The 19548-nt window shown below is 61.2% G+C and carries 17 protein-coding genes and 1 pseudogene; 9 read left to right on the top strand and 9 right to left on the bottom strand.

Annotated elements, in window-relative coordinates:
- The first annotated feature begins 34 nt into the window (after positions 1-34).
- The 5 genes from AC1AYR_RS09865 (at position 35) to AC1AYR_RS09845 (ending at position 6202) form a co-directional block, all read left to right on the top strand.
- Positions 35-1465: an ABC transporter permease subunit gene (locus AC1AYR_RS09865; RefSeq protein WP_476512513.1), complete on the top strand. Its 1431-nt coding sequence runs from the start codon at positions 35-37 to the stop codon at positions 1463-1465.
- A 3-nt stretch (positions 1466-1468) separates the two neighbouring features.
- Positions 1469-2452, top strand: coding sequence for a branched-chain amino acid ABC transporter permease (locus AC1AYR_RS09860; RefSeq protein WP_476512514.1), 984 nt, complete (start codon positions 1469-1471; stop codon positions 2450-2452).
- A complete protein-coding gene (locus AC1AYR_RS09855) occupies positions 2445-3533 on the top strand; it encodes an ABC transporter ATP-binding protein (RefSeq protein ID WP_476512515.1) in 1089 nt (362 codons plus the stop codon). Before AC1AYR_RS09860 ends, AC1AYR_RS09855 begins: the two co-directional genes overlap by 8 nt.
- Before the next feature lie 321 nt (positions 3534-3854).
- Positions 3855-4673, top strand: coding sequence for an ABC transporter ATP-binding protein (locus AC1AYR_RS09850; protein WP_476512516.1), 819 nt, complete (start codon positions 3855-3857; stop codon positions 4671-4673).
- A gap of 254 nt (positions 4674-4927) precedes the next feature.
- The gene (locus AC1AYR_RS09845; protein ID WP_476512517.1) at positions 4928-6202 is read left to right on the top strand and encodes an ABC transporter substrate-binding protein; all 1275 of its coding nucleotides are present in this window, start codon (positions 4928-4930) and stop codon (positions 6200-6202) included.
- A gap of 227 nt (positions 6203-6429) precedes the next feature.
- On the opposite strand, the pseudogene AC1AYR_RS09840 reads toward AC1AYR_RS09845, so the two are convergent.
- Positions 6430-7320 (bottom strand): annotated as a pseudogene (locus AC1AYR_RS09840) (DUF3427 domain-containing protein); the annotation flags it as partial.
- Positions 7321-7474: 154 nt separating this feature from the next.
- Between AC1AYR_RS09840 and AC1AYR_RS09835 the strand changes: the two are divergent.
- Together AC1AYR_RS09835 and AC1AYR_RS09830 are read left to right on the top strand one after the other, a co-directional pair.
- Positions 7475-8665, top strand: a complete 1191-nt coding sequence (locus AC1AYR_RS09835) for a DNA cytosine methyltransferase (protein ID WP_476512518.1) — start codon at positions 7475-7477, stop codon at positions 8663-8665.
- 18 nt (positions 8666-8683) lie between these two features.
- Positions 8684-9598, top strand: a complete 915-nt coding sequence (locus tag AC1AYR_RS09830) for a DUF4928 family protein (protein ID WP_476512519.1) — start codon at positions 8684-8686, stop codon at positions 9596-9598.
- Positions 9599-9824: 226 nt separating this feature from the next.
- Here AC1AYR_RS09830 and AC1AYR_RS09825 read toward each other — a convergent pair whose 3' ends face one another.
- Both AC1AYR_RS09825 and AC1AYR_RS09820 read right to left on the bottom strand, forming a co-directional pair.
- The gene (locus AC1AYR_RS09825; protein WP_476512520.1) at positions 9825-10025 is read right to left on the bottom strand and encodes a hypothetical protein; all 201 of its coding nucleotides are present in this window, start codon (positions 10023-10025) and stop codon (positions 9825-9827) included.
- 87 nt (positions 10026-10112) lie between these two features.
- On the bottom strand, positions 10113-10550 hold the full coding sequence (locus tag AC1AYR_RS09820; RefSeq protein WP_476512521.1) for a (deoxy)nucleoside triphosphate pyrophosphohydrolase: 438 nt from the start codon (positions 10548-10550) through the stop codon (positions 10113-10115).
- Between the two features lie 240 nt (positions 10551-10790).
- Between AC1AYR_RS09820 and AC1AYR_RS09815 the strand changes: the two genes are divergently transcribed.
- A complete protein-coding gene (locus AC1AYR_RS09815) occupies positions 10791-11036 on the top strand; it encodes a hypothetical protein (protein ID WP_476512522.1) in 246 nt (81 codons plus the stop codon).
- A gap of 127 nt (positions 11037-11163) precedes the next feature.
- Here AC1AYR_RS09815 and AC1AYR_RS09810 read toward each other — a convergent pair whose 3' ends face one another.
- On the bottom strand, positions 11164-12291 hold the full coding sequence (locus AC1AYR_RS09810) for a helix-turn-helix transcriptional regulator (protein ID WP_476512523.1): 1128 nt from the start codon (positions 12289-12291) through the stop codon (positions 11164-11166).
- Positions 12292-12491: 200 nt separating this feature from the next.
- Between AC1AYR_RS09810 and AC1AYR_RS09805 the strand changes: the two genes are divergently transcribed.
- Complete coding sequence (locus AC1AYR_RS09805; RefSeq protein WP_476512524.1) at positions 12492-13931, top strand: hypothetical protein; 1440 nt, start codon at positions 12492-12494, stop codon at positions 13929-13931.
- A 157-nt stretch (positions 13932-14088) separates the two neighbouring features.
- Here AC1AYR_RS09805 and AC1AYR_RS09800 read toward each other — a convergent pair whose 3' ends face one another.
- From AC1AYR_RS09800 to AC1AYR_RS09780, 5 genes are all read right to left on the bottom strand, one after another.
- Complete coding sequence (locus tag AC1AYR_RS09800) at positions 14089-15009, bottom strand: hypothetical protein (protein WP_476512525.1); 921 nt, start codon at positions 15007-15009, stop codon at positions 14089-14091.
- 145 nt (positions 15010-15154) lie between these two features.
- Positions 15155-15595, bottom strand: coding sequence for a very short patch repair endonuclease (locus AC1AYR_RS09795; RefSeq protein ID WP_476555170.1), 441 nt, complete (start codon positions 15593-15595; stop codon positions 15155-15157).
- Entirely contained in the window at positions 15592-15996 is a 405-nt protein-coding gene (locus AC1AYR_RS09790) for a DivIVA domain-containing protein (protein WP_476512527.1), read from the bottom strand. Before AC1AYR_RS09790 ends, AC1AYR_RS09795 begins: the two co-directional genes overlap by 4 nt.
- 738 nt (positions 15997-16734) lie before the next feature.
- A complete protein-coding gene (locus AC1AYR_RS09785; protein WP_476512528.1) occupies positions 16735-17325 on the bottom strand; it encodes a GNAT family N-acetyltransferase in 591 nt (196 codons plus the stop codon).
- A 1762-nt stretch (positions 17326-19087) separates the two neighbouring features.
- A complete protein-coding gene (locus AC1AYR_RS09780; RefSeq protein ID WP_476512529.1) occupies positions 19088-19261 on the bottom strand; it encodes a hypothetical protein in 174 nt (57 codons plus the stop codon).
- Positions 19262-19548: the final 287 nt, after the last annotated feature.

The following is a 19548-nucleotide window of genomic DNA, read 5'->3' as shown; positions in this document are numbered from 1 at the left end:
TAGGTTGTGAAGCAAATCCAGAGAGGACATTCACATGACAGCCGTGAAGAACATCGAACGGCGTCGTCGAATGGGATTGTTGCGCTCGTCGCTTTGCGCGGCGGCATTGACCCTACTGATGGCGTTCTGTTTCACACCACCCAACCAAGCCCTGGCGGCCGAGGCCGTCCCCACCTGCAACCCGTCCGCCACGAACGGATGCGTCAACGGCATCCTGCAGGACGCATCCAAGAAGCCGATCGCCGGCGTCGAACTCAAGCTCAGCGGCGCGGAGAGCGCCACGACCACGACCGACGCGAACGGCAACTGGGCGTTCAGCGTCGAAAAGGACGGCTCGTACACCGTCACGATGGATGAGTCCGTCGCCAAGGAGCATGGTCTCAAGGCCGCGACCGCCACCGTCAAGGTCGAGAAGAACAGCTTCGACGCGGCCCGTCAGGTGGTCCGCTTCGACAAGCCCGCGCCCGCTTCGAGCGGCTCGGGCTCGGGATCGGCGTCCGGCTCCGGCACGTCCGGCGGCTCGACATCCGGTTCGGGCTCCTCGACCGCCTCCACGCCCGACGCCGGCGGCGCAGGCGCGAACATCGGCGCCCGCTTCTGGCAGCAGCTCTACTCCGGCGTGATCTTCGGCCTCATGCTCGGCCTCATGTCCGTGGGCATGAACCTCGTCTACGGCACCACCGGACTGAGCTCCTTCTCCCACGGCGAGCAGGTCACGCTCGGCGGTCTCATGGCGTTCGTCGGCACGCAGATTCTGCACTGGCCGCTCATACCCTCCGCGATCGTCGCGATTGCGATCGGCGGCCTCACCGGCTGGATCCAGAACGAGATCGTGTGGGCGCCGCTCAGGCGTAAACGCGTCGGCACCATGCAGCAGATGATCGTCACGATCGGCCTGTCGATGGCGTTGCAGTATCTCTTCCAGTTCTTCTTCGGCGGCGACATCAAGGGCATCGTCAAGTCCGTGCCGAACAGTTTCGCGCTCGGCCCGATCACCACCGACGCGCCGACGCTCATCTCCGCGGCGATCGCCATCGTCACCATCATCGGCGTGAGCCTGTTCCTCTACCAGACGCGACTCGGCCGCGCGACCCGTGCCGTCTCCGACAACGCCGCGCTCGCCGCCGCCTCCGGCATCAACGTCGAACAGGTGGTGCGCATCGTGTGGATCATCTCGTGCGCGATGGCCGCACTGTCCGGCGTGCTGCTCGGCGTCTACCTCAACGGCATCTCGTGGAACACCGGCGCCACGCTGCTGCTCCTTATGTTCGCCGCGGTCACGCTCGGCGGCCTCGGCACCGCGAACGGCGCGCTCGTCGGTTCGCTGATCATCGGCGTCGTCGCGGACATGAGCTCGCTCGTCATCCCCAACGACATGCGATACGCCAGCGCGCTGGCGATCCTCATCATCGTCCTGCTGGTGCGTCCGCAGGGCATCTTCGGCAAGCAGCAAAGGGTGGGCTGAGACATGGACATCATGACCATCATCACCAACACGCTGGGCGAGCTCATCGCGCCCACCACGGCGGCGTACGCGCTCGCCGCCATCGGATTGAACATCCACTTCGGCATGACCGGACTGATGAACATGGGCCAGGCGGGCTTCATGCTCCTCGGCGCATACGGTTTCGCGATCACGCAGTCGATGGGGGCGAACCTGTTCACCTCCGTGTGCGCGGCGATCCTGCTCGCCGTGATCTACGCGCTGCTGCTCGGCATCCCGACGCTGAAGCTCGGCCCCGACTATCTCGCCATGGTCACGCTGGCCGCCGCCGAGATCATCCGCATCATCGGCCGTTCCACGGCGATGACGACGATCACCGGCGGTTCGGCCGGCATCTCGCCGCAGGACTTCACCACGAAGTTCGAGGACCTGTCGCCCCTGCCGGACGATTCGACCACGTTCCTGTTCTGGACGTATTCGAACAACATTGCGAACTCGTGGTGGCTGCGCATCGTCGCCTGGGTGCTCGTCGCGATCGCCGCCGTGCTGTGCTGGCGCTGGTTCCGCTCCCCGTGGGGGCGCGTGCTCAAGGGCATCCGCGAGGACGAGAACGCGATCCGCTCGCTCGGCAAGAACGTCACCGTCTACAAGATGCAGGCGCTCATCATCGGTGGCATCTTCGGTGCGCTCGGCGGCATCATCTTCGTTCTGCCGCGTTCCGTACAGCCCGATTCGCTGGGACGCGCGGTCACGTTCTACGCGTGGACGATCCTGCTGCTCGGCGGCGCGGCCACGATCTTCGGGCCGATCATCGGCTCCTGCCTGCTGTGGGTGCTGCTCACGTTCGTCAAGGAGCTCATGCGCGGCGCGATCCCCGAAACCGTCATTTCCTCCAACCAGGTCGAATCGCTCGGATGGGTGATCGTCGGCGTCGCGCTGATGTGCCTGGTGATCTTCAGACCACAGGGTCTGCTGGGAGACCGAAAGGAGCTGGCCTTCAATGTCTGAGAATACTTCCGGGAAGAATCCCGCCAAGACCGCCAAGACCGCCAAGACCGCAGAGCCTGTCGAGCCTGTCGAGACCGTGGCCGGCGTCACCCCGGGCAACCTGTCCGAGCGGGACGTGAACCCGGCCGAACCGGGCAAGCCGTTCCACGACCTCGCCAAATGGGCCACCAAAGCCCCCGAAGGAGAGCACCTCATCTCCACCGCGTTCGGCGACAAGGTGAAAGAGGATCTCAAGTTCGTCAAGAACGAGCCGGGCGTGCACAAGCCCGATCCGATCCTCGTGGCCGACGACGTGGTACGCCGCTTCGGCGGCATGACCGCCGTCAACGTCAAACACTTCGAGATCGAACGGCACGGCATCACCGCGCTGATCGGCCCGAACGGCGCCGGCAAGACCACGTTCTTCAACCTGATGACCGGCTTCGACACCCCGAACACCGGTTCCTGGCAGTTCGACGGCAAGGACCTCGCGCACGTGCACCCCGAGCAGGTGGCGCGCATGGGCATGGTCCGCACGTTCCAGCTGACCAAGGTGATGAGCCGCCTCACCGTGCTCGACAACATGCTGCTCGGCGCGCCCGTCCAGCCCGGCGAGGGCCTGTTCCGCGCGCTCGTGCCGGGACTGTGGCGCAAGCAGGAGAAGGCGAACATCGAGAAGGCGGAGGCGCTGCTCGAACGGTTCCTGCTCATCAAGAAGAAGAATGATTTCGCCGGTTCGCTCTCCGGAGGCCAGCGCAAGCTCCTCGAAATGGCGCGTGCGCTGATGTCCGACCCGCAGCTCGTCATGCTCGACGAGCCGATGGCCGGCGTCAACCCGGCGTTGAAGCAGTCGCTGCTCGACCACATCCTGTCGCTGCGCGAGGAAGGCACCACCGTGCTGTTCGTCGAACACGACATCAACATGGTCCGCCACATCGCCGACTGGGTGACCGTCATGGCCGAAGGCAAGATCGTCGCCGAAGGACAGCCGAAGAGCGTGATGAACGACCCCGCCGTCATCGACGCCTACCTCGGCGCCCATGCCAACATCGATTTGGGCGACGACTCGGTGATGGACCTCAAGGAAAGCGAGGAACACTGACATGGCCGGTCGTAATATTCTGCTCCCCCTTCAGGGGGAGCTGTCCGCGAAGCGGACTGAGGGGGTCAAGGAGGCCGTACGATGACCGGTCTTAATATTCTGCTCCCCTTTCAGGGGGAGCTGTCCGCGAAGCGGACTGGGAGGGGCAAGGAGGCCGTACGATGACCGGTCTTAATATTCTGCTCCCCTTTCAGGGGGAGCTGTCCGCGAAGCGGACTGGGAGGGGCAAGGAGGCCGTACGATGACCGGTCTTAATATTCTGCTCCCCCTTCAGGGGGAGCTGTCCGCGAAGCGGACTGAGGGGGCTAAGGAGGCCGTACGATGACCGATACCGCAACACTGACCGCGACCACCACGGATACGCGTCCGCGCTCCGCAATCCATGTGGGCGAACCGGAAGGCGAGCCGCTGCTCGACGCCGTCGACCTCGTCGCCGGCTACATCCCCGGCGTGAACATCTTGAACGGCGCATCCCTCACCCTCCACGAAGGCGAGATCGTCGGCATCATCGGCCCGAACGGCGCCGGCAAATCCACGCTGCTGAAATCCCTGTTCGGACTCGTCCACATCCACTCCGGACACCTGATTCTCAAAGGCCGCGACATCACCAACCTGCGCGCCGACAAGCTCGTCTCCCTCGGCGTCGGATTCGTCCCGCAGACCGAAAACGTGTTCCCGTCGCTCACCATCGCCGAAAACATGCACATGGGCGCCTACCAGGCGCCGAAGAAATTCAACGAACGATTCGACTACGTGTGCTCCATCTTCCCCCGACTGGGGGAGCGCAAGGACCAGCTCGCCGGCTCCCTGTCCGGCGGCGAACGCCAGATGGTCGCCATGGCCCGCGCCCTCATGATGAACCCGTCCGTCCTGCTCCTCGACGAGCCCTCCGCCGGACTGTCCCCGATGCTTCAGGACGAGACGTTCATCCGCGTGCGCCAGGTCAACAAGGCCGGCGTCTCCGTCATCATCGTCGAACAGAACGCACGCCGCTGCCTGCAGATCTGCGACCGCGGCTACGTCCTCGACCAGGGCCGCAACGCCTACTCCGGTCGCGGGCGAGACCTGCTGGAAGACCCCAAGGTCATCTCCCTGTATCTCGGCAACCTCGAACAGGAAGTCGAAGAAGAAGGCCAGTGATGCTGAGCCGTTTCATGGACAGCCCAGTGGGCTGTCCATAGGCGAAGTGAGCAGCTTGCTGCGAAGGCCACGTGCAACGTGGCGCTTCGGCGTTGCTCCTCGGTTGCGGTACTCAGTACCGCTTCCCTCGGTGCGCTTTGAATCCACGCGCATCACTGACCTGCTTGCAGAAGGCCGGTGACCGGCGCGTCTTCGCCATTACGCCACACGTTCATATCGCCACACGTTCATATCGCTATAGAGAGGAAGCAATCATGAACAGCAAGAAGAAGTTCCTATTCACCGCCACGGCGGCCGTCGCCGCGGCCGTCATGGCGCTCGCCGGATGCGGCTCGTCGTCCAGCTCCGGCGCGTCCGGTTCCGGGGCGGACGGTTCCGGCAAGAAGGACACGTTCGTGCTCGGAGGACTCTGGCCCGACACCGGCTCGCTCGCCTACCTGGGGCCGGTGGAGCACGGTGCCGAGAAGCTCGCCGTCAGCGACATCAACGCGGCCGGCGGCGTACTCGGCAAGGACGTGACCACCACCGACGCCGACACCTCCGATGCGGACCACGCCGACCAGAACACGTCCGCCGTGCAGTCCGTGCTGTCGAAGAACCCGTCGTTCGTGATCGGCCCGGCCTCCAGCGCCGTCGTCAAGAACGTGTACAAGACCATCACCGAACAGAAGATCCCGATGCTCTCCATGGGCGCCACCAGCTCCGACTTCTCCGGCCTGAGCCCGTACTTCTTCCGCACCGTCCCGCCGGACACCGTGCAGGGCACCGTGCTCGGACAGGTCATCGCGCAGGACGGCGTGAAGAACCTCGCCGTCGCGGTGTTCAACGACGAGTACGGCACCGGTCTGCGCGACACGGTCGTCAAGACCGTCAAGGACGCGGGCGTGAACGTCGTCTACGGCGAGAAGGACGCGTTCGACCCGACCGAGACGAACTTCTCGTCGATCGCCACCGCGATCAAGGCGAGCAACCCGGACGCCGTCGCCGTGATCGCCTTCGACCAGACCAAGCCGCTCGTCAAGGCGTTGAAGAGCGCCGGCGTGGACACCCACAAGCTGTACTTCGTCGACGGCAACACGTCCGACTATTCGAAGGTGTTCGACGCGGGGCTGCTTGAAGGCTCGAAGGGCACCATCCCGGGCGTCCAGGCCTCCGACGACTTCCAGAAGCAGCTCGTCGACGCGTACGGCAAGGACATCGACAACTTTACCTACGGCGCCGAAACGTATGACGGCATCATCCTCGCCGCGCTCGCCGCGCAGAAGGGCGGCAGCGCCGACGGCGAAACCATCCAGAAGAACATGGCGGCCGTCTCCGGCGCGAACGGCGGCACCGAATGCACGTCCTACAAGGAATGCCTTGCCGCGTTGAAGTCCGGCAAGGACATCCACTACAAGGGTGTGACCGGCATCGGACCGTTCAACTCCAGCAACGATCCGAGCTCCGCCAACATCGGCGTGTACAAGTTCGACGCCAAGAACGTGCCGAACTTCGACCACGCGCAGGAAGGCAAGGTCCCGACCAAGTAGGCCGCGTCCGGGAGGGCGGCTTTGTGCGGTCCGGTGCGGCACTGTCTGGCCCTGTGCGGTTCGTGCGGGTCTCGCGTTCGTGCGGGTCTCGCGGTTCGTGCGGGTCTCGCCGCCGGGCCGCGCGCCGGTCTTTGCGCCCGTGGGAGTGGGCCCGTGCAGACGGGCGGCATTCCCACGGGCGTTTGCCGTATGCGGTTTCCGTCGTCGCAGCCTCCGTCGCTGCTGGTTCAGCTGGTCAGATGGCGGTAGAGCTCCGGGTCGAGCGGCTTCGCCAGTCGTAGCGTGGAGACCGTGACGTTCACGGTCCCGTTGCCGGACGCGTTCGGCTTGGTGGTGAGCGTCGGATGGTCGAACGCGGCGACGCGACCGACGTAGTAGTACCGAGTGGTCTCGCCCTGCTTCGCGTGATCGCTTTCCGCCTTGCGCATGACGAATAGCGGTATGAAGTGCGTGCGCTGCCAGTCGGCCGTGCTGGCGCTCGCATCCGAATCGCTTTCGGCCGGTTCCAATCCCTCACGCAGCCACCGGAATTCCGGCGACTGCGGCGTGCGCCCGTTCTTGCTGTAGTAGCGCATCTCCTGCTCGTTGAGGAACTCGTCCTCGTACTGGCTGGCCGCGTACTTCACGAAGATCGGCATCGTGCCGGTCTCCTTATCGAGCAGATAGCCGCCGACGTTCTGCGGCGTATTCTCCTTCCGCCACCCGCACAGGCGCATGACGTCGGCCAGTGAATACTTGTGCTCGTACAGGAACGTGCGGTCGAAGGTGCGACGGTTCGCGTGCGCCTCGCGGAACAGGTCGCGGCAGTTGGCGAGACCGGTGCGCAGCGTATCCGCGAAGAAGATGCGGAACGTGCGGTTCGCGGCGAGCATCGCGGCGAACGTGTCGTCCAGCCGGTACGCGGGTTCGCCGTTGCCGTTGTCGTTGCTGTTGTCGTTGGCGTTGGCGTTGCTGTTGCCGCTGGCACCGGCGACGTGCGTCGCGGCGATCAGCGGCTGCCCGCCGAAGCGCTTGCGGTTCGGTTCGGTGAAGTACGAGTAGTCGAGCACGCCGATCGCCGAGTCGAATTGCACGTCGGACAGGTCGGCCTGCGGGAAGTCCGTGCGGATCGCGTCGACGGTCTTCGGCACTGGTTCGACCTAGGTGGCGAATGATCTATCTTCGCTGTTGCCACCGCTCGGCGGAGGAATCTCATAGCGATATGCGGGAGCAGCGATGCTGGCAGCACGTACACTAGTGCTAATGGTGTCGGTAGTTGGAAGGAATAGGGGTATGGCTGATGCAGCAAGAGGTGGCGTTCGTCCTGAGCCAAGCGATAGGGGCAACGAGACAGCTCCTCGGGCTCTTGAATTCTTCGCGGGTATTGGTCTTGCGCGCCTCGGTCTTGAAGCAGCTGGTTTTCATGTTGCTTGGTCGAATGATATAGATCATGCCAAATGCCAGATGTATAAGAACCAGTTTGGGGACGGACAGGGGCATACACTGGTCGAAGGTGATATGAGTGAGTTGCATGGCTCTGACCTTCCGCGCAATATCTCTATCGCTTGGGGGTCGTCTCCGTGTACCGATATTTCGTTGGCTGGAACTCGCACGGGTTTGAATGGCAGACAGTCCAGTGCATTTTGGCAGTACATCCGTCTGCTGGAAGAAATGGGCGGGGAGCGTCCTCCGATTGCTGTTCTTGAGAACGTCAATGGGCTCGCCACGTCACATTCAGGGGAGGATATAGCGGCGGCAGTGCGTGCGTTCAACAAACTTGGGTATTCTGTGGATGCGTTGTCTATTGACGCTCGTAGGTTCGTTCCGCAGTCCCGTCCTAGGCTGTTTTTGATTGGCTTGATGAATCCGCCGGAGGGCGTGCAGGTCAATTCTCCTCTACGTCCTGACTGGTTACAGCAGGTATTCGCGGACGCTTCTCTTCGTATGCATAGGGCGGTACTTCCGGAGCCGCCTGAACCGTTGATGTCCGGATTTGGCTTATACGCAGAAGAGATGTCGGATGATGACTCTAGATGGTGGGCCGAAAGCAAGTTGGGAGCCTTCTTCGCATCGTTGTCAACTGTTCAAGCTGAAAGGGTGGAGAAGCTCAAGTCTAATTCATTTATTTCCTATCGGACGGCCTATAGGCGTACTAGGAACGGAAAACCTACGTGGGAAGTCCGCGCTGATGACATCTCCGGTTGCCTGCGTACAGCGCGTGGAGGATCTTCAAGGCAAGCGGTGGTGCGTCTCGGAGAAGGGTCTGCATCAGTGCGGTGGATGACGCCGAAGGAATATGCTGCTCTTATGGGTGCGGCTCATTACAATCTCGACGGGCTTCGTACCAATCAAGCCCTATTTGGTTTCGGTGATGCAGTGGCTGTGCCCGTCGTTGAATGGTTGAGTGAACACTATTTCATGCCGGCACTTCGAGGAACATTGGGTAAAACGGAACCGAAATGTGAACCCCAGTTGGTTCGATAGCTATCAAAGGAGAGCAGAATGGATATTAGTGCTATTGAAGCATTTCGAAAAAGCCACAGAATTAACACTAAGGGGAATTTGGCGGCTGTTCTTCAACTTAATCGTGCCTTCTCGAAGGACACGTTACCAATTGACCCTAATGATTATCTCACCGGCAAAGAGGGACAGGTCAAGGGGCTGAGTGGCGATAACTGCCAGAGCATCTTGGAAGAGTACCATATAACAAGAATGCTTGCGGCTGAAGGCGGACGCACTAGTCGTGGCTCCATGGGACTTATGAAGGCCTATGCGGCTTTCATCAATGCTGAACAGCCATCAAATGAGGATTTCACCGATATCGAAGCGTATTGGATTGACCGTATACGCAAATTCTTCAGCGGCAAACCCTTTAAGCTGGAATCTGATGATTCTCTCTCGGTCACCGCAGCTGTAGGGCATTTGCTGGATCAAGCCAAGAAGAGGCAGAAGGAAAACCCCGGCACCATGTATGAGGGGACGGTATTGCAACAACTTGTGGCGGCAAAGCTGTCTATCGTCATGCCTGAAGTACAAATCAATGGTGCTTCAGTCGCAGATGATCCCACGGGACGAGGTGGAGATTTCAATATCGGCGATACTGCTATACATTGCACTACTGCTCCAGCTACACTGCTTATGGAGAAATGCCAACGCAATATCAAGAACGGCCTTCACCCAATCATCATCACGGTAAAGGATCGAGTAAAGACTGCGTGGGATTTGGCGGCGGACATGGGATTTGCCGAGCGTTTGGAGGTTTGGGATATTCAGGCGTTCTTGTCGACCAATGTTCATGAACATGGACATTTTAGTAAGAATGCACGCAAGGCAATGCTTAGCGAATTGATCTCTGCTTATAACAGAATTATCGATAAGTACGAAACAGATCCAAGTTTGCGAATCGAGTACAACTGAAATCGGCATACGGCGGTAGCGCGAAGCGGACGAGCAATCCCCATGCAAGGCGTCGAAACTGTCCTGCTAGGGGCTCACGTGAGCCCGACTCAAGCGCAGACGCGAATTTTGGCGCAGCTGCGAAACCTAGACCGGCAGGACGCCCAGAGCACTCCGGCTCATCTAGCTGCTTCCGCTGAATGGCATCTATCCTGTGGGCCCATATATATGGGTCGTGCCTGCCACCTTATAGCGCCGCGGATCGTGGGCGGAAATGTTCGTCGGGAGCGCCGGCGATGAGAGCTTTCGCGTCGTCGTCATAGTGGCCTCCGGTGATGGAGGCGATCGCTCCCGTGTTATCGTCGGTGAACGTTGGACTTGGCACAGGACTTGGCACAGTCGCTGGCTGATGGAGTCGCAGGTCGATGTCGGGGCTCGTGTTCGTCATGTTGCCATGCTCCTTGAGTATGCGGGCGATGTAGTGACGGTTGGGAAAGTGTGTGTGGGAGGGGGCGGACTGCGTGGTGATATGCGGCTAGCGCTTCGTCAGCGATTGGTTCCCGGCGATGATGCCGACCGCTTCCCGATCGACTGGTGCCCAATCCAACTGGGACATTTCGGCGGGGTGTAGCCAGCGGATGTCGGTGTGTTCGGTGAGATGCGGAGTGCCGTCGGTCAGATGGCAGATGAACGTGGTGAGCCGGACCGTGCCGAAGTCATAGGCGTATTCGCTGGTGCACACTTCGTCGGCCACGTCGACCTCGCACAGCAGCTCCTCTTCGATCTCGCGGTGCAGTGCCTGCCGTGCCGTTTCATGCGGTTCGATCTTGCCTCCGGGGAACTCCCAGTATCCGGCGAGCGATTTGCCGGGGCCGCGCTGCGCGCATAGCACCGTCCCGTTGCGGACGATCGCCGCGCCGACGACGTTGATGACCTTGGGGCTGTTCGCTTTGGGACTACTCGTTGTCTCCATGGCTCACCAGGATACAACGGGTTCGCTGGGATGTGTGGATTCCGCAGCGGATTGTTTGCGCCGAATCGTTGTCTGGGACATGGTGGTTTACGTGTCTCAATCCGCGCCGATCGTGGATCACTGGTGGATCTGTATCGGCACGGCGCATCCGATGCGGACTTGTTGATCACGATGGGGAATACATGTCGGATACCGCGGGCGGTGTAACGCTGATCCGCGTCAATCGGAAGGAGACCAATCGTGAGTGTGCACATTCCCGCGTGCGTGACGTTCGTGATGCCGAAGGGCGAACACATCCGCTGGTACAGCAACATCGTGAACGCCATCGAGGCGGACGGTGAAACCGAAATCACCACGCGCGAACGGTTGGCGGAGGTGCTGGCCGATGCTGTGCCATTGGCGGTGTCGGTAATGCTCATCTCCGACGACTGGCTGAACGGCGATGATGGCGAAGACAATGTCAGTGATGACGGGGATGTCGCCTGAACATGGTGGCGAGTCGCTCCAGTCCCTTGGCGCGGGTGGTTTCCTTCGCGTCCTGATAGAGGCGAAGCGCTTGCTCCGGGTCCATCTCGAACAACGTGATGGCAGTGGGAACGGTTTCGCCTCTGTTCTATCTGGAATCCTTGTCCGCCTTATGAAGGCCGTATCGAACGGCGAAGGCGTATCCGGTTTTGGCCAGTCTCTGTCTGAGGTTTTCCGGCTTTTGAATGACGATCGGGTTGTCGGCATACTGCAATGTCCACCAGTAGACGGCCGTTTCGGGGCTTCGTACGACGACCTTGTACCAGCCTGCCGAGTTCGGCCCTGTGATTTTTGGACTATCGAACCACTCGAACAGGGGATTGAACGCTTCCGCCTTGACCGCCATGATGATGGTCGTGGGGGTGTCCGTCACCGGGTATGGGCGTTCTCGCATGTAGGTGATGACATCGAAATCTGTCCGAGTCGTGTCGGGAAGGGCCTCCGTGACTTGCAGATTGGTGATTCGGTCGATGCTGAACATGCGTTGCTGAGTGGGGTCATCATGCAGACAGCATGCCAGATAGTAACGGCCGTTCTTGAACACCATTTGATAGGGGTCGATGTGGTATTCGCGGGGTCTGCCCGTGGTGCGTGATCGGCGTGGGCGTAGCTGACCTTTCTCGTCGTAGTTCATGTAGTTGAAGGTCGCGGAACGATGATGCGTGATGGCTTCATTGAGCAGTCCGATAGTTCGGAGAAACTCGCCATTGAAATCGTCTTTCGCGGTGGTGGTGGTCAGATAATCGCTGCTGAGTGATATGCCGCCGACCAGCTCATTGAGTTTGACGACGATGTCGCCGATTGAGTCGCGGCTGATTCGCGACAATGCCAAGCCGTCGGCGAGTAGGCGCGCCTCTGAGGGATCGAAGAAGGTGCTCATGCGCCAACCGGGGCGTGGATCGGTGGCTCCCTCCAACTCGTTGGCGTCATCCTCGTTCTGTTTGGGAGCCAGCTTATGGATCTCACGCCCTAGAAAAGAGCGTCCTTCCAAGGCGTTGAGCTGATTGGACACCGTGCGGATGGCCGGAGCGGACTCTCCGAGCTTGTCCACTAATGAATCGTGGATCTCGCGGGCGCTGAGGCCATGCCCGGAGTATGTGTGCCGCCATAGAATCTCAAGGATTTCCGGGACGGAGTTGCTGGCATAGTGCTGTTTGGCTGGCTGTTTGGCTGGCGTTCTCGTCGGTGGTTCGTCGTCGGCTTCGGACTGGCTCATAAGGGTTGATACTACGAGTGTTGCGGGAAGCTGAGAGGTGTGATCTCAGAGCTCGTACTTGGTGTCGGGCGATGAACGATTCGGCAAAATTTTGCCGAGCTGAAAAACCGGGTATTCAATATGAACCAAGAGCTCGGACGGGCTCTGGTAAGTAGGCCGATTGCGGTGCAGTCGGCAAGGTGACTCTGGAAGGAGTTAGGATGACGCAAGACAAGAATGTGACGGATGCCAATGGCGGTATCATCATCCGTTTCGAGAAGCTGGTGAAGCAGTCGGTCGGGGAAACCACGAAGATCATCGGTCTGGTACGAGCGAAGTATCTGATCCCCATCATCGATAACCTCGACCTTCAAGCCAATCCGCGTAATTCCAAGACCGGTCCTGTGACGAAAGCCATTCAGCAGTCCATCGACGAGGATCCGATGCTGTTCCCCTTCAAGACCAAGGGTCTGCTGCTCGCCGCATCCGATTACGAGGAGATGAAAAGGGGGCGCATCCGCGTCATCTTCAATGATCCGTCCACTGAGGGCATCCTCGATGGTGGTCACAACACGCTGGCCATCGGCCTGCTGATTCTGGAACGTGCCATGGGCTACGCGCGTTCCGCCGGCAACTCAAAGGCCAAGATGCCGACCGGATCGAAGACGTGGAGCGAGTTCAAGGCGCTGTGGCAGGATAATCGTTCGCTCATTCAGGAATACCAGGAAGCCGTGCGCAAGGATGAGACGCTGGACTCCGGCGAAGAGCCTCAGGGCGACGATCTGTCGTTCTATGTTCCCGTCGAGCTGCTGGTGCCGACCGACCCCACGGATCCCATCTGTGTAGAGGATTTCAGCAACAATCTGCTGGAAATCTGCGTGGCCCGTAACAACAACGCCGAGCTGAACGCCAGCGCCAAAGCCCACCAGAAGGGTTACTTCGACGCGCTCGCCGCCGCGCTGGGCAAGACCAACCCGGATGTCCACGACCGTGTCGAATGGAAGACCAACAACGGCGGCGACATCAAGGTTCAGGACATCATCGCATTGTCTTGGATCGTGCTGAGCTGGCTGTGTCCGATCGACGACGGCGCCGGCAAGAAGGTGGAGGCTCCTGCACCCACCAAGCTGTATTCGGGCAAGGGGAGCTGTCTGGCGCTGTTCGAGCGTTTCATGAGCTCGGAGGATGTCACCAGCCAGGATCATGGAAGCTACCGTCACGGCTTGAGGAACGAGACGGTGCGCAAGGCCTTCGATCTGGTCGCGCAGGTCCCCGCACTGTATGACAAGATCTATAGCGAATTCCCCGACCTGTACAACCAGGCCGGCGGCAGCTATGGGCGCATCACCGCGGTGAAGAAGCTTAACGAGCGCACCACCGACAAGGTCACCCCGTTCGCGGGCGTTCCGGTGAACACAGTCAGCCCCGATGGTTTCATCACGCCGTTGGTGTACGGTCTGACCGTTCTGGTCGACCCGGAGAAGATGGAATGGCGCACCGAGCCCGTGGCGTTCCTCGACAAGTGGCTGCCGGGCATCGTGAAGCGTTATTCGGCGCAATTCGTTCCCTGCGATTACGATCCGCAGAAGATCGGCAAGTCGGCGGCGAGCTACAACACCGTCGAAGATGCCTACAAGATGGCGCTCGCCGGAATCCTGTAGAGCTAACGTTCAGGCCTTACTTGCGCAACGCGGCCGTGACGTTTGGAATCATCAGTAGATTCCGAACGTCACGACCGTGTCGTCGCGTTGTCTATGTGCGGAACGTTCGACGGTTCGGGGAGGAACTCGGCCATGCCCGCCACCTCAGCCCGCCACCTCATAGCGCGGCGGATCGTGGCCGGAAATGCTCGTTGGGAGGACCGGCGATGAGGGCTTTCGCGTCGTCGTCATAGCGGCCTCCGGTGATGGAGGCGATCGCGCCCTTGTTCGTGAACTCTATCTGCTGCGCGGTAGTGCTGATGGGAATGATGCCGGTGATTGAGACTCGTCCGCTGGCGATGCGAAGCGTGATATAGGCGGTGTGCAGTCGTTCACAGGTCGACAAACTGGAGTCGAGGACACGTTGAACGGCCGCTGACGTTTCGGACGGGGACAACCGGTCGAGCTGAATGTTGAGGTCGCTCTTCGGTGCCTCAGGTTGGCGATTCTGTTTCCAAAGACGCGGGCTGATCGAAGCGGGGAACCGGAGGGTCACGTTCGCCGTTGGAGGGAAGAGAACGCGATCAACGTGATAGTGGTTGGGATCGCCCTCCTGATCAAAATGCTGCATCTGCAATGATTTGACGCCGAGCGCGGAAGCGATGTCCTTCCCGTCAATGCCGATAAGTCCCGCGTAAGGATTCGCCCCGTGGCCCTGCTGGTAACGCTGACGGAACAGGCGGCAGGCGACTACGGTGGTGATGATCGCCGGGATGCCGAACATCGATGCCGGAATGATGTCCGTTACGTCGATGCTGCCATGCTGATCCCAGTCCATCATGAAACCCCCGATGGCGAACACCCAGCAGAACAAAGCGAATTTGGTGTAGAACCACGCCATGCCAAACTGCTGTGACGACGCTCCCTTCTCGGCATCCGCGCGAGGCCCATCGGTGCCGATCCAACCGACGGCGCGCCAGGATTGGTCAGATGGTTCCCCCGAAGCGGAATCCGTATCGGCATGCGGGGTATCGGCATGCTGGGTATCGGTACGACCGTCGAATGGCTGCTGGAATTGGGATTCGGGAATGGCGCTCACGATGCTCCTTAAACCGTTCTTATCGTCAATTCCCATTGTCCCGCCGGAAACGATCGTGCGCGTATGAATCCTCCGCAAATCCGCGATGTTCAGCGACGCGTCTCCTTATGTTGCACCGCCGTTCATCTTGGCGTGACGTGGCGGTTCAGCCGCCGACGATCTCGTCGTAGAGGCGAGCCAGACGATCCTCTCGTTTGGCCTTCACGAGCTCGCACTCCCACACGTCGATCACGCGCCAACCGGCCGCCGTGAGCTCCGCATGCTGGCGACGGTCACGCTCGCGGTTGCGCAGCAGCTTCGCCGTCCAGAACTCCACGTTCGACTTCGGCGTGCTGCGCCGCGAACACCCCTCGTGCGCATGCCAGAAGCAGCCGTTCACGAACACGATCGTATGCCATTTCGGCAGCACCACATCCGGGTGACCGGGGTAGCGTTTGTCGTTCTTGCGGAACCGCAGTCCCCGGCGGAACAGGTAGCTGCGCACCAGCACCTCGATCGACGTGTCCTTGCCGCGGATATGCGACATCGTGTACGACCGGGTGCCGCGCGCGTACTTCTCCGGCTTCGTAGCTTTCTTCGGCGTCACCACGCGCGCTGGGCCTCGCCGCCCGAGAACGGGTCGTCACTCGGGAGGGAGGTGTTGCCCGAAAATCGGTGATCGCCCGAGAGCGGGGCGTTGTTCGACGACGACGACGTGGAATCATCCCGAACGCCGGTGTCGCGGGACGTGACGGTATCCGTGGTGCCGTTGCTGGCGGCGGGCGCGTTGATCGCGAGTTCCTCCAGGAACTCATCCACTTCACCGGTATCGTACCCCTCCTTGAAACGGACGGTGCGAAATGTGTGCCCTTCAAGTTCGGCGGCGCTCATCGGTTGGCCTGCCTTCATGCGTTCCATGACCGTGTCAAGAAAATCATCGACCTCATCGACGTCGTATCCTGTCCTGAACCGCACCGTCTGGAACGTCCTGTTGCGGATGTCGTTCACACTGACCATCATTGTCCTCCCATCTTGCGGCAGGGGCGACCGAGGCCATGCACGCCGTGCGCGATAGGCCGGTTTGACGGCGGCGCCTGTGTGCGGCGCGTGCCTGTGCTTGTGGCTCCGGGGTGCGGGCCGGTCGTCCGTGGTTCTCAGCTTAGCCTTGGTCTTGATGGCCTGGGGCATCGGCGTGGATGGGTAGTGGGTGCCCGCGAGAGGAGACACGGGGCTGGCTTGGCGCGTAGGCCGGTGGGGCCGGAGCCGGCATTCGGCACACACCCTGGCGAATGTGTGGAGTGCGATTACAGGTCATGGTCGGTGCCGCACACGTCGGCGGTCCACACCCCGGCGAATGTGTGGAGTGCGATGGCGAACCTGTAGGGTTTTGGCGTGAACCTGTAGTGTTCCGATGCGGATGTGTAGGGTGTCTCCTTGAAGACCGCCCGGCCGGTGGCTGTCCGTATTTCGGCGAATCCGCATGATTCCAAGCATCTTGGCTCCAGGAGTCGTCGAGGTTGGTGTCGTCTTCCCGGGGTGACCGTGCAGATTCCCGGTCGGATTGTGCAGGTCGTTGCTCTGATCGTGCAGGTTCGTGCCCGGACCATACAGGTTCGTGCCTGGACCATACAGGACCTGCCGTCAGCTCCGCACGTTTCGCCGTTTCGATGTGTGATGGGCGACGCCCGTTTGCGGCTGCGCCTGTTGTGGCAACGTCGTTTTGGGCTGCCGGCATTTGCTGTGGGGTCAGATGGTTTCCCGCGCGCGCAGATAGTCGGCGATGTCCTGCTGGCGGACCGCTCGGTCGGCGTAGATCCTGCGTGATGCGGCGTCGGCGGTGAGGTCGACGTCACGTCGTACCACGACGAAGCCGAGTTTGTCGGCGATCATGCAGGACGCATGGTTGCGTGCGAGCGATGTGAGGAATATGGGCAGGCTTGCGTTGTATTGCGTGGCCACCTGCCGTCCGCTCGCGGCGAGGTACGAGCCGTATCGGTGGTTCCAGAGACGTGGCGGTATGTAATAGCGCATGGTCAGACTGTCGCCGGTTCTGCGGATGCCGCCCGTGCCGAGGAACTGTCCTTGGCTGTCGCGCATCACCCAATAGCCGATGCCATGTTGCTGCCAGTCGTCGATCCATTGGCTGAGCATCGTGCGTGTCTGGCCGATGCCGGTGTGCCGATGATTCGGCGCGTTCCACCAGGTGCGCGGGTCGGCGAACAGGGCGTGCAGGTCGTCGAGGTCGTCCATCGTGGGGGCCAGCAGGCGTGGTGCCGGGCCGCGGCGCTTTCTCCGTCGTATGGGGGTATCGGAGTGCCTTGAATTGCTGCTTGGCATGGTGTGATTCCTTCTTTCTCCCCTTCACTACCCTCGCACGGTAGGGGCAATGCCCCCTCGTGTATACCCCCTAATCGTCATGTGGCCTTACTGGGTGCGGATTGTGGACTATGGCCGCAAGTGCGTTCCTCTGACGGACTATGTTCGTATGCCGAATGGGTGGCCACAATGTGACTGCACTGTTGGTCGGCATCGCCGATGCCGTGAGTCCATGTCTTATGCGCGAATGCGGGCCTGTTCTCCGCTCCGGGATGGCGACTGTCGGGCTGGCCTCATGGCATATGGTGACCTTGTAACGTGGAATCGGTGATTTCGGAGTTCGCGGCTTTGGTGGCATACCCCCGTATGAAGTTTAAGGGGGTAATTGAGAGGGTGCTCGCTCTTCGGGTGATGATTGCAGGTTGGTATGTGAAATGGCTGATTTTCGACGGTTTTATCTACTTCTATCGCGCTCGACGCATGAGTCGGGGCTGTTTCACATACGGGGGTATGCCCCCCGTATGTGGAAACTGGGTCATACGTGTACGGATGTTGATTATGGACTCTTTATAGGGCGTGCGGTTGTGGTTTTCATCTCCCCTCCGCTAGAGATAGGTGATGATTAGGCCGCAGATGCACTGCGGGATGATTGGTATTTTCCTCCCGCTGGCGGGAAGTAGCGCGTAGCGCCGGAGGGCGGTCTGCGATGGTGCGTCGTCGTGTCCGGCTGATGCTGGCGGTGTCGTTGGTGTCTGGCGTAACCACCCCCACCCGGCTCACGCCGGGAGCCCCGCTGGCGGGAGCGAAAGGATCGCGGCGCGGTGGGCGGGAGATGGCGCACATGGGGCATGAGTCCCCCTATTCCTCTCCCGTTGGCGGGAGGCGGCGTGCAACGCCGGAGGGTGGCCGCGGGTCGTGACGCCGGACCGGTAATCGCGTGGCGGGAATGCCGGGATTCCCTTTTCCCGGCGTTGTCGATTGGCGCATGACCTCGCGCGGGTGACCGTCGTGGGTGGCGTGCCACGGATTTCCCGGTGCGGTGTGGTGTGAAGCCGGTCGTTTCGGGTGCGAGGCGGTTTTCAGGGGGCTGGCAGCGGACCGTTTTCGGGCGTGGGACCGGTCGTTTCAGGATGCGGGTGGCGGGCGCGTGCGGGGTGCGGCGTGCGGCTTCCCGCTCCTTATGTCCCATACTCCGCGTCCTACGTCCCGTGTCCCGGACGGGGCTGCTCCACAACAGGAGCCGGTATCGTTCTCACCGTGCGTTGTGGAGCAGAAGGACCCTCATATTGCGCCACGATTCCCGCGAACCGCCTCCTATGGCCCTGTTGTGGCGCACCAGCGCTCCACAACACCATTCCCGCACAACGTTGTGGAGCATCACCGCCCACAGCCACGATTCCCGCACGCCATAGTGGAGCACTACCGCTCCACAACACGATCCTCATATGTCGTTGTGGAGCGCGTCGCCTCTACGGTTGCACCACGGCGCGGATCTCGCACGCCGTAGTGGGGCATTGCCGTATCCCGCGGCATGGATCGGCTCCATCGTGGGGCATCGCGGTCCCATGACACGATCCCCGCGCGCCGCGGTGGGGTATTGCCGCCCATTGCCATGGCGTGGACCGGACCGTCGTGTGAAGCGCGGGGAATCAAATGGTTGCGTGGCATGATGTGGCCGTGGGGTCAACTCGTCGTGTGAAGCACAAGGACGCCCCTGGCCCGAAGACAGACTGTCCGCATCGCCCCGGGAGGCTGTTCCCCGTCCGCTTGCCCCCTTCCAGCGTCAGAAATCCCGGACGAAGCCATTGTTCTCCGGAATCTGTGACGCTGAGAGCTGGCATCCCAAAATCCGGATGAAGCCGCTCATCTCCGGGATATGTGACGCACCCCCATGACTCAGCGTCAGGAATCCTGGATGAAGCCGCTCATCTTCGGGATTGCTGGCGTCGGGGCTCATATATCGATGTGTGTCGTCCTGCCGGTAGCGGAGGTGGCGACCCCCCTCGGGGAGGGAGTGGAATTCCGGCATCTGCCCGCTCGTGGCTACCCTCCGGCGCTGCGCGCCGCCTCCCGCCAGCGGGAGGAAGATGGAAGGTGCGGCTCGTGCGTGCCACCTCCCGCCGATGGGAGGGGGGTGTTCCTATGTTTTTGTCAACTTGTGGCCGGGGTGATGTATCGGGTTAGGGGTTGTGCGTGGTGGGCGTGCTTCGCCGTCCGGCCGGGGGTTTGCCGGTCGGGTCCGGG

Source organism: Bifidobacterium sp. LH_417, from assembly GCF_056357035.1.
Note: the sequence above shows the minus strand (reverse complement) of the source record. Positions and strands in the feature narration are given on the sequence as shown.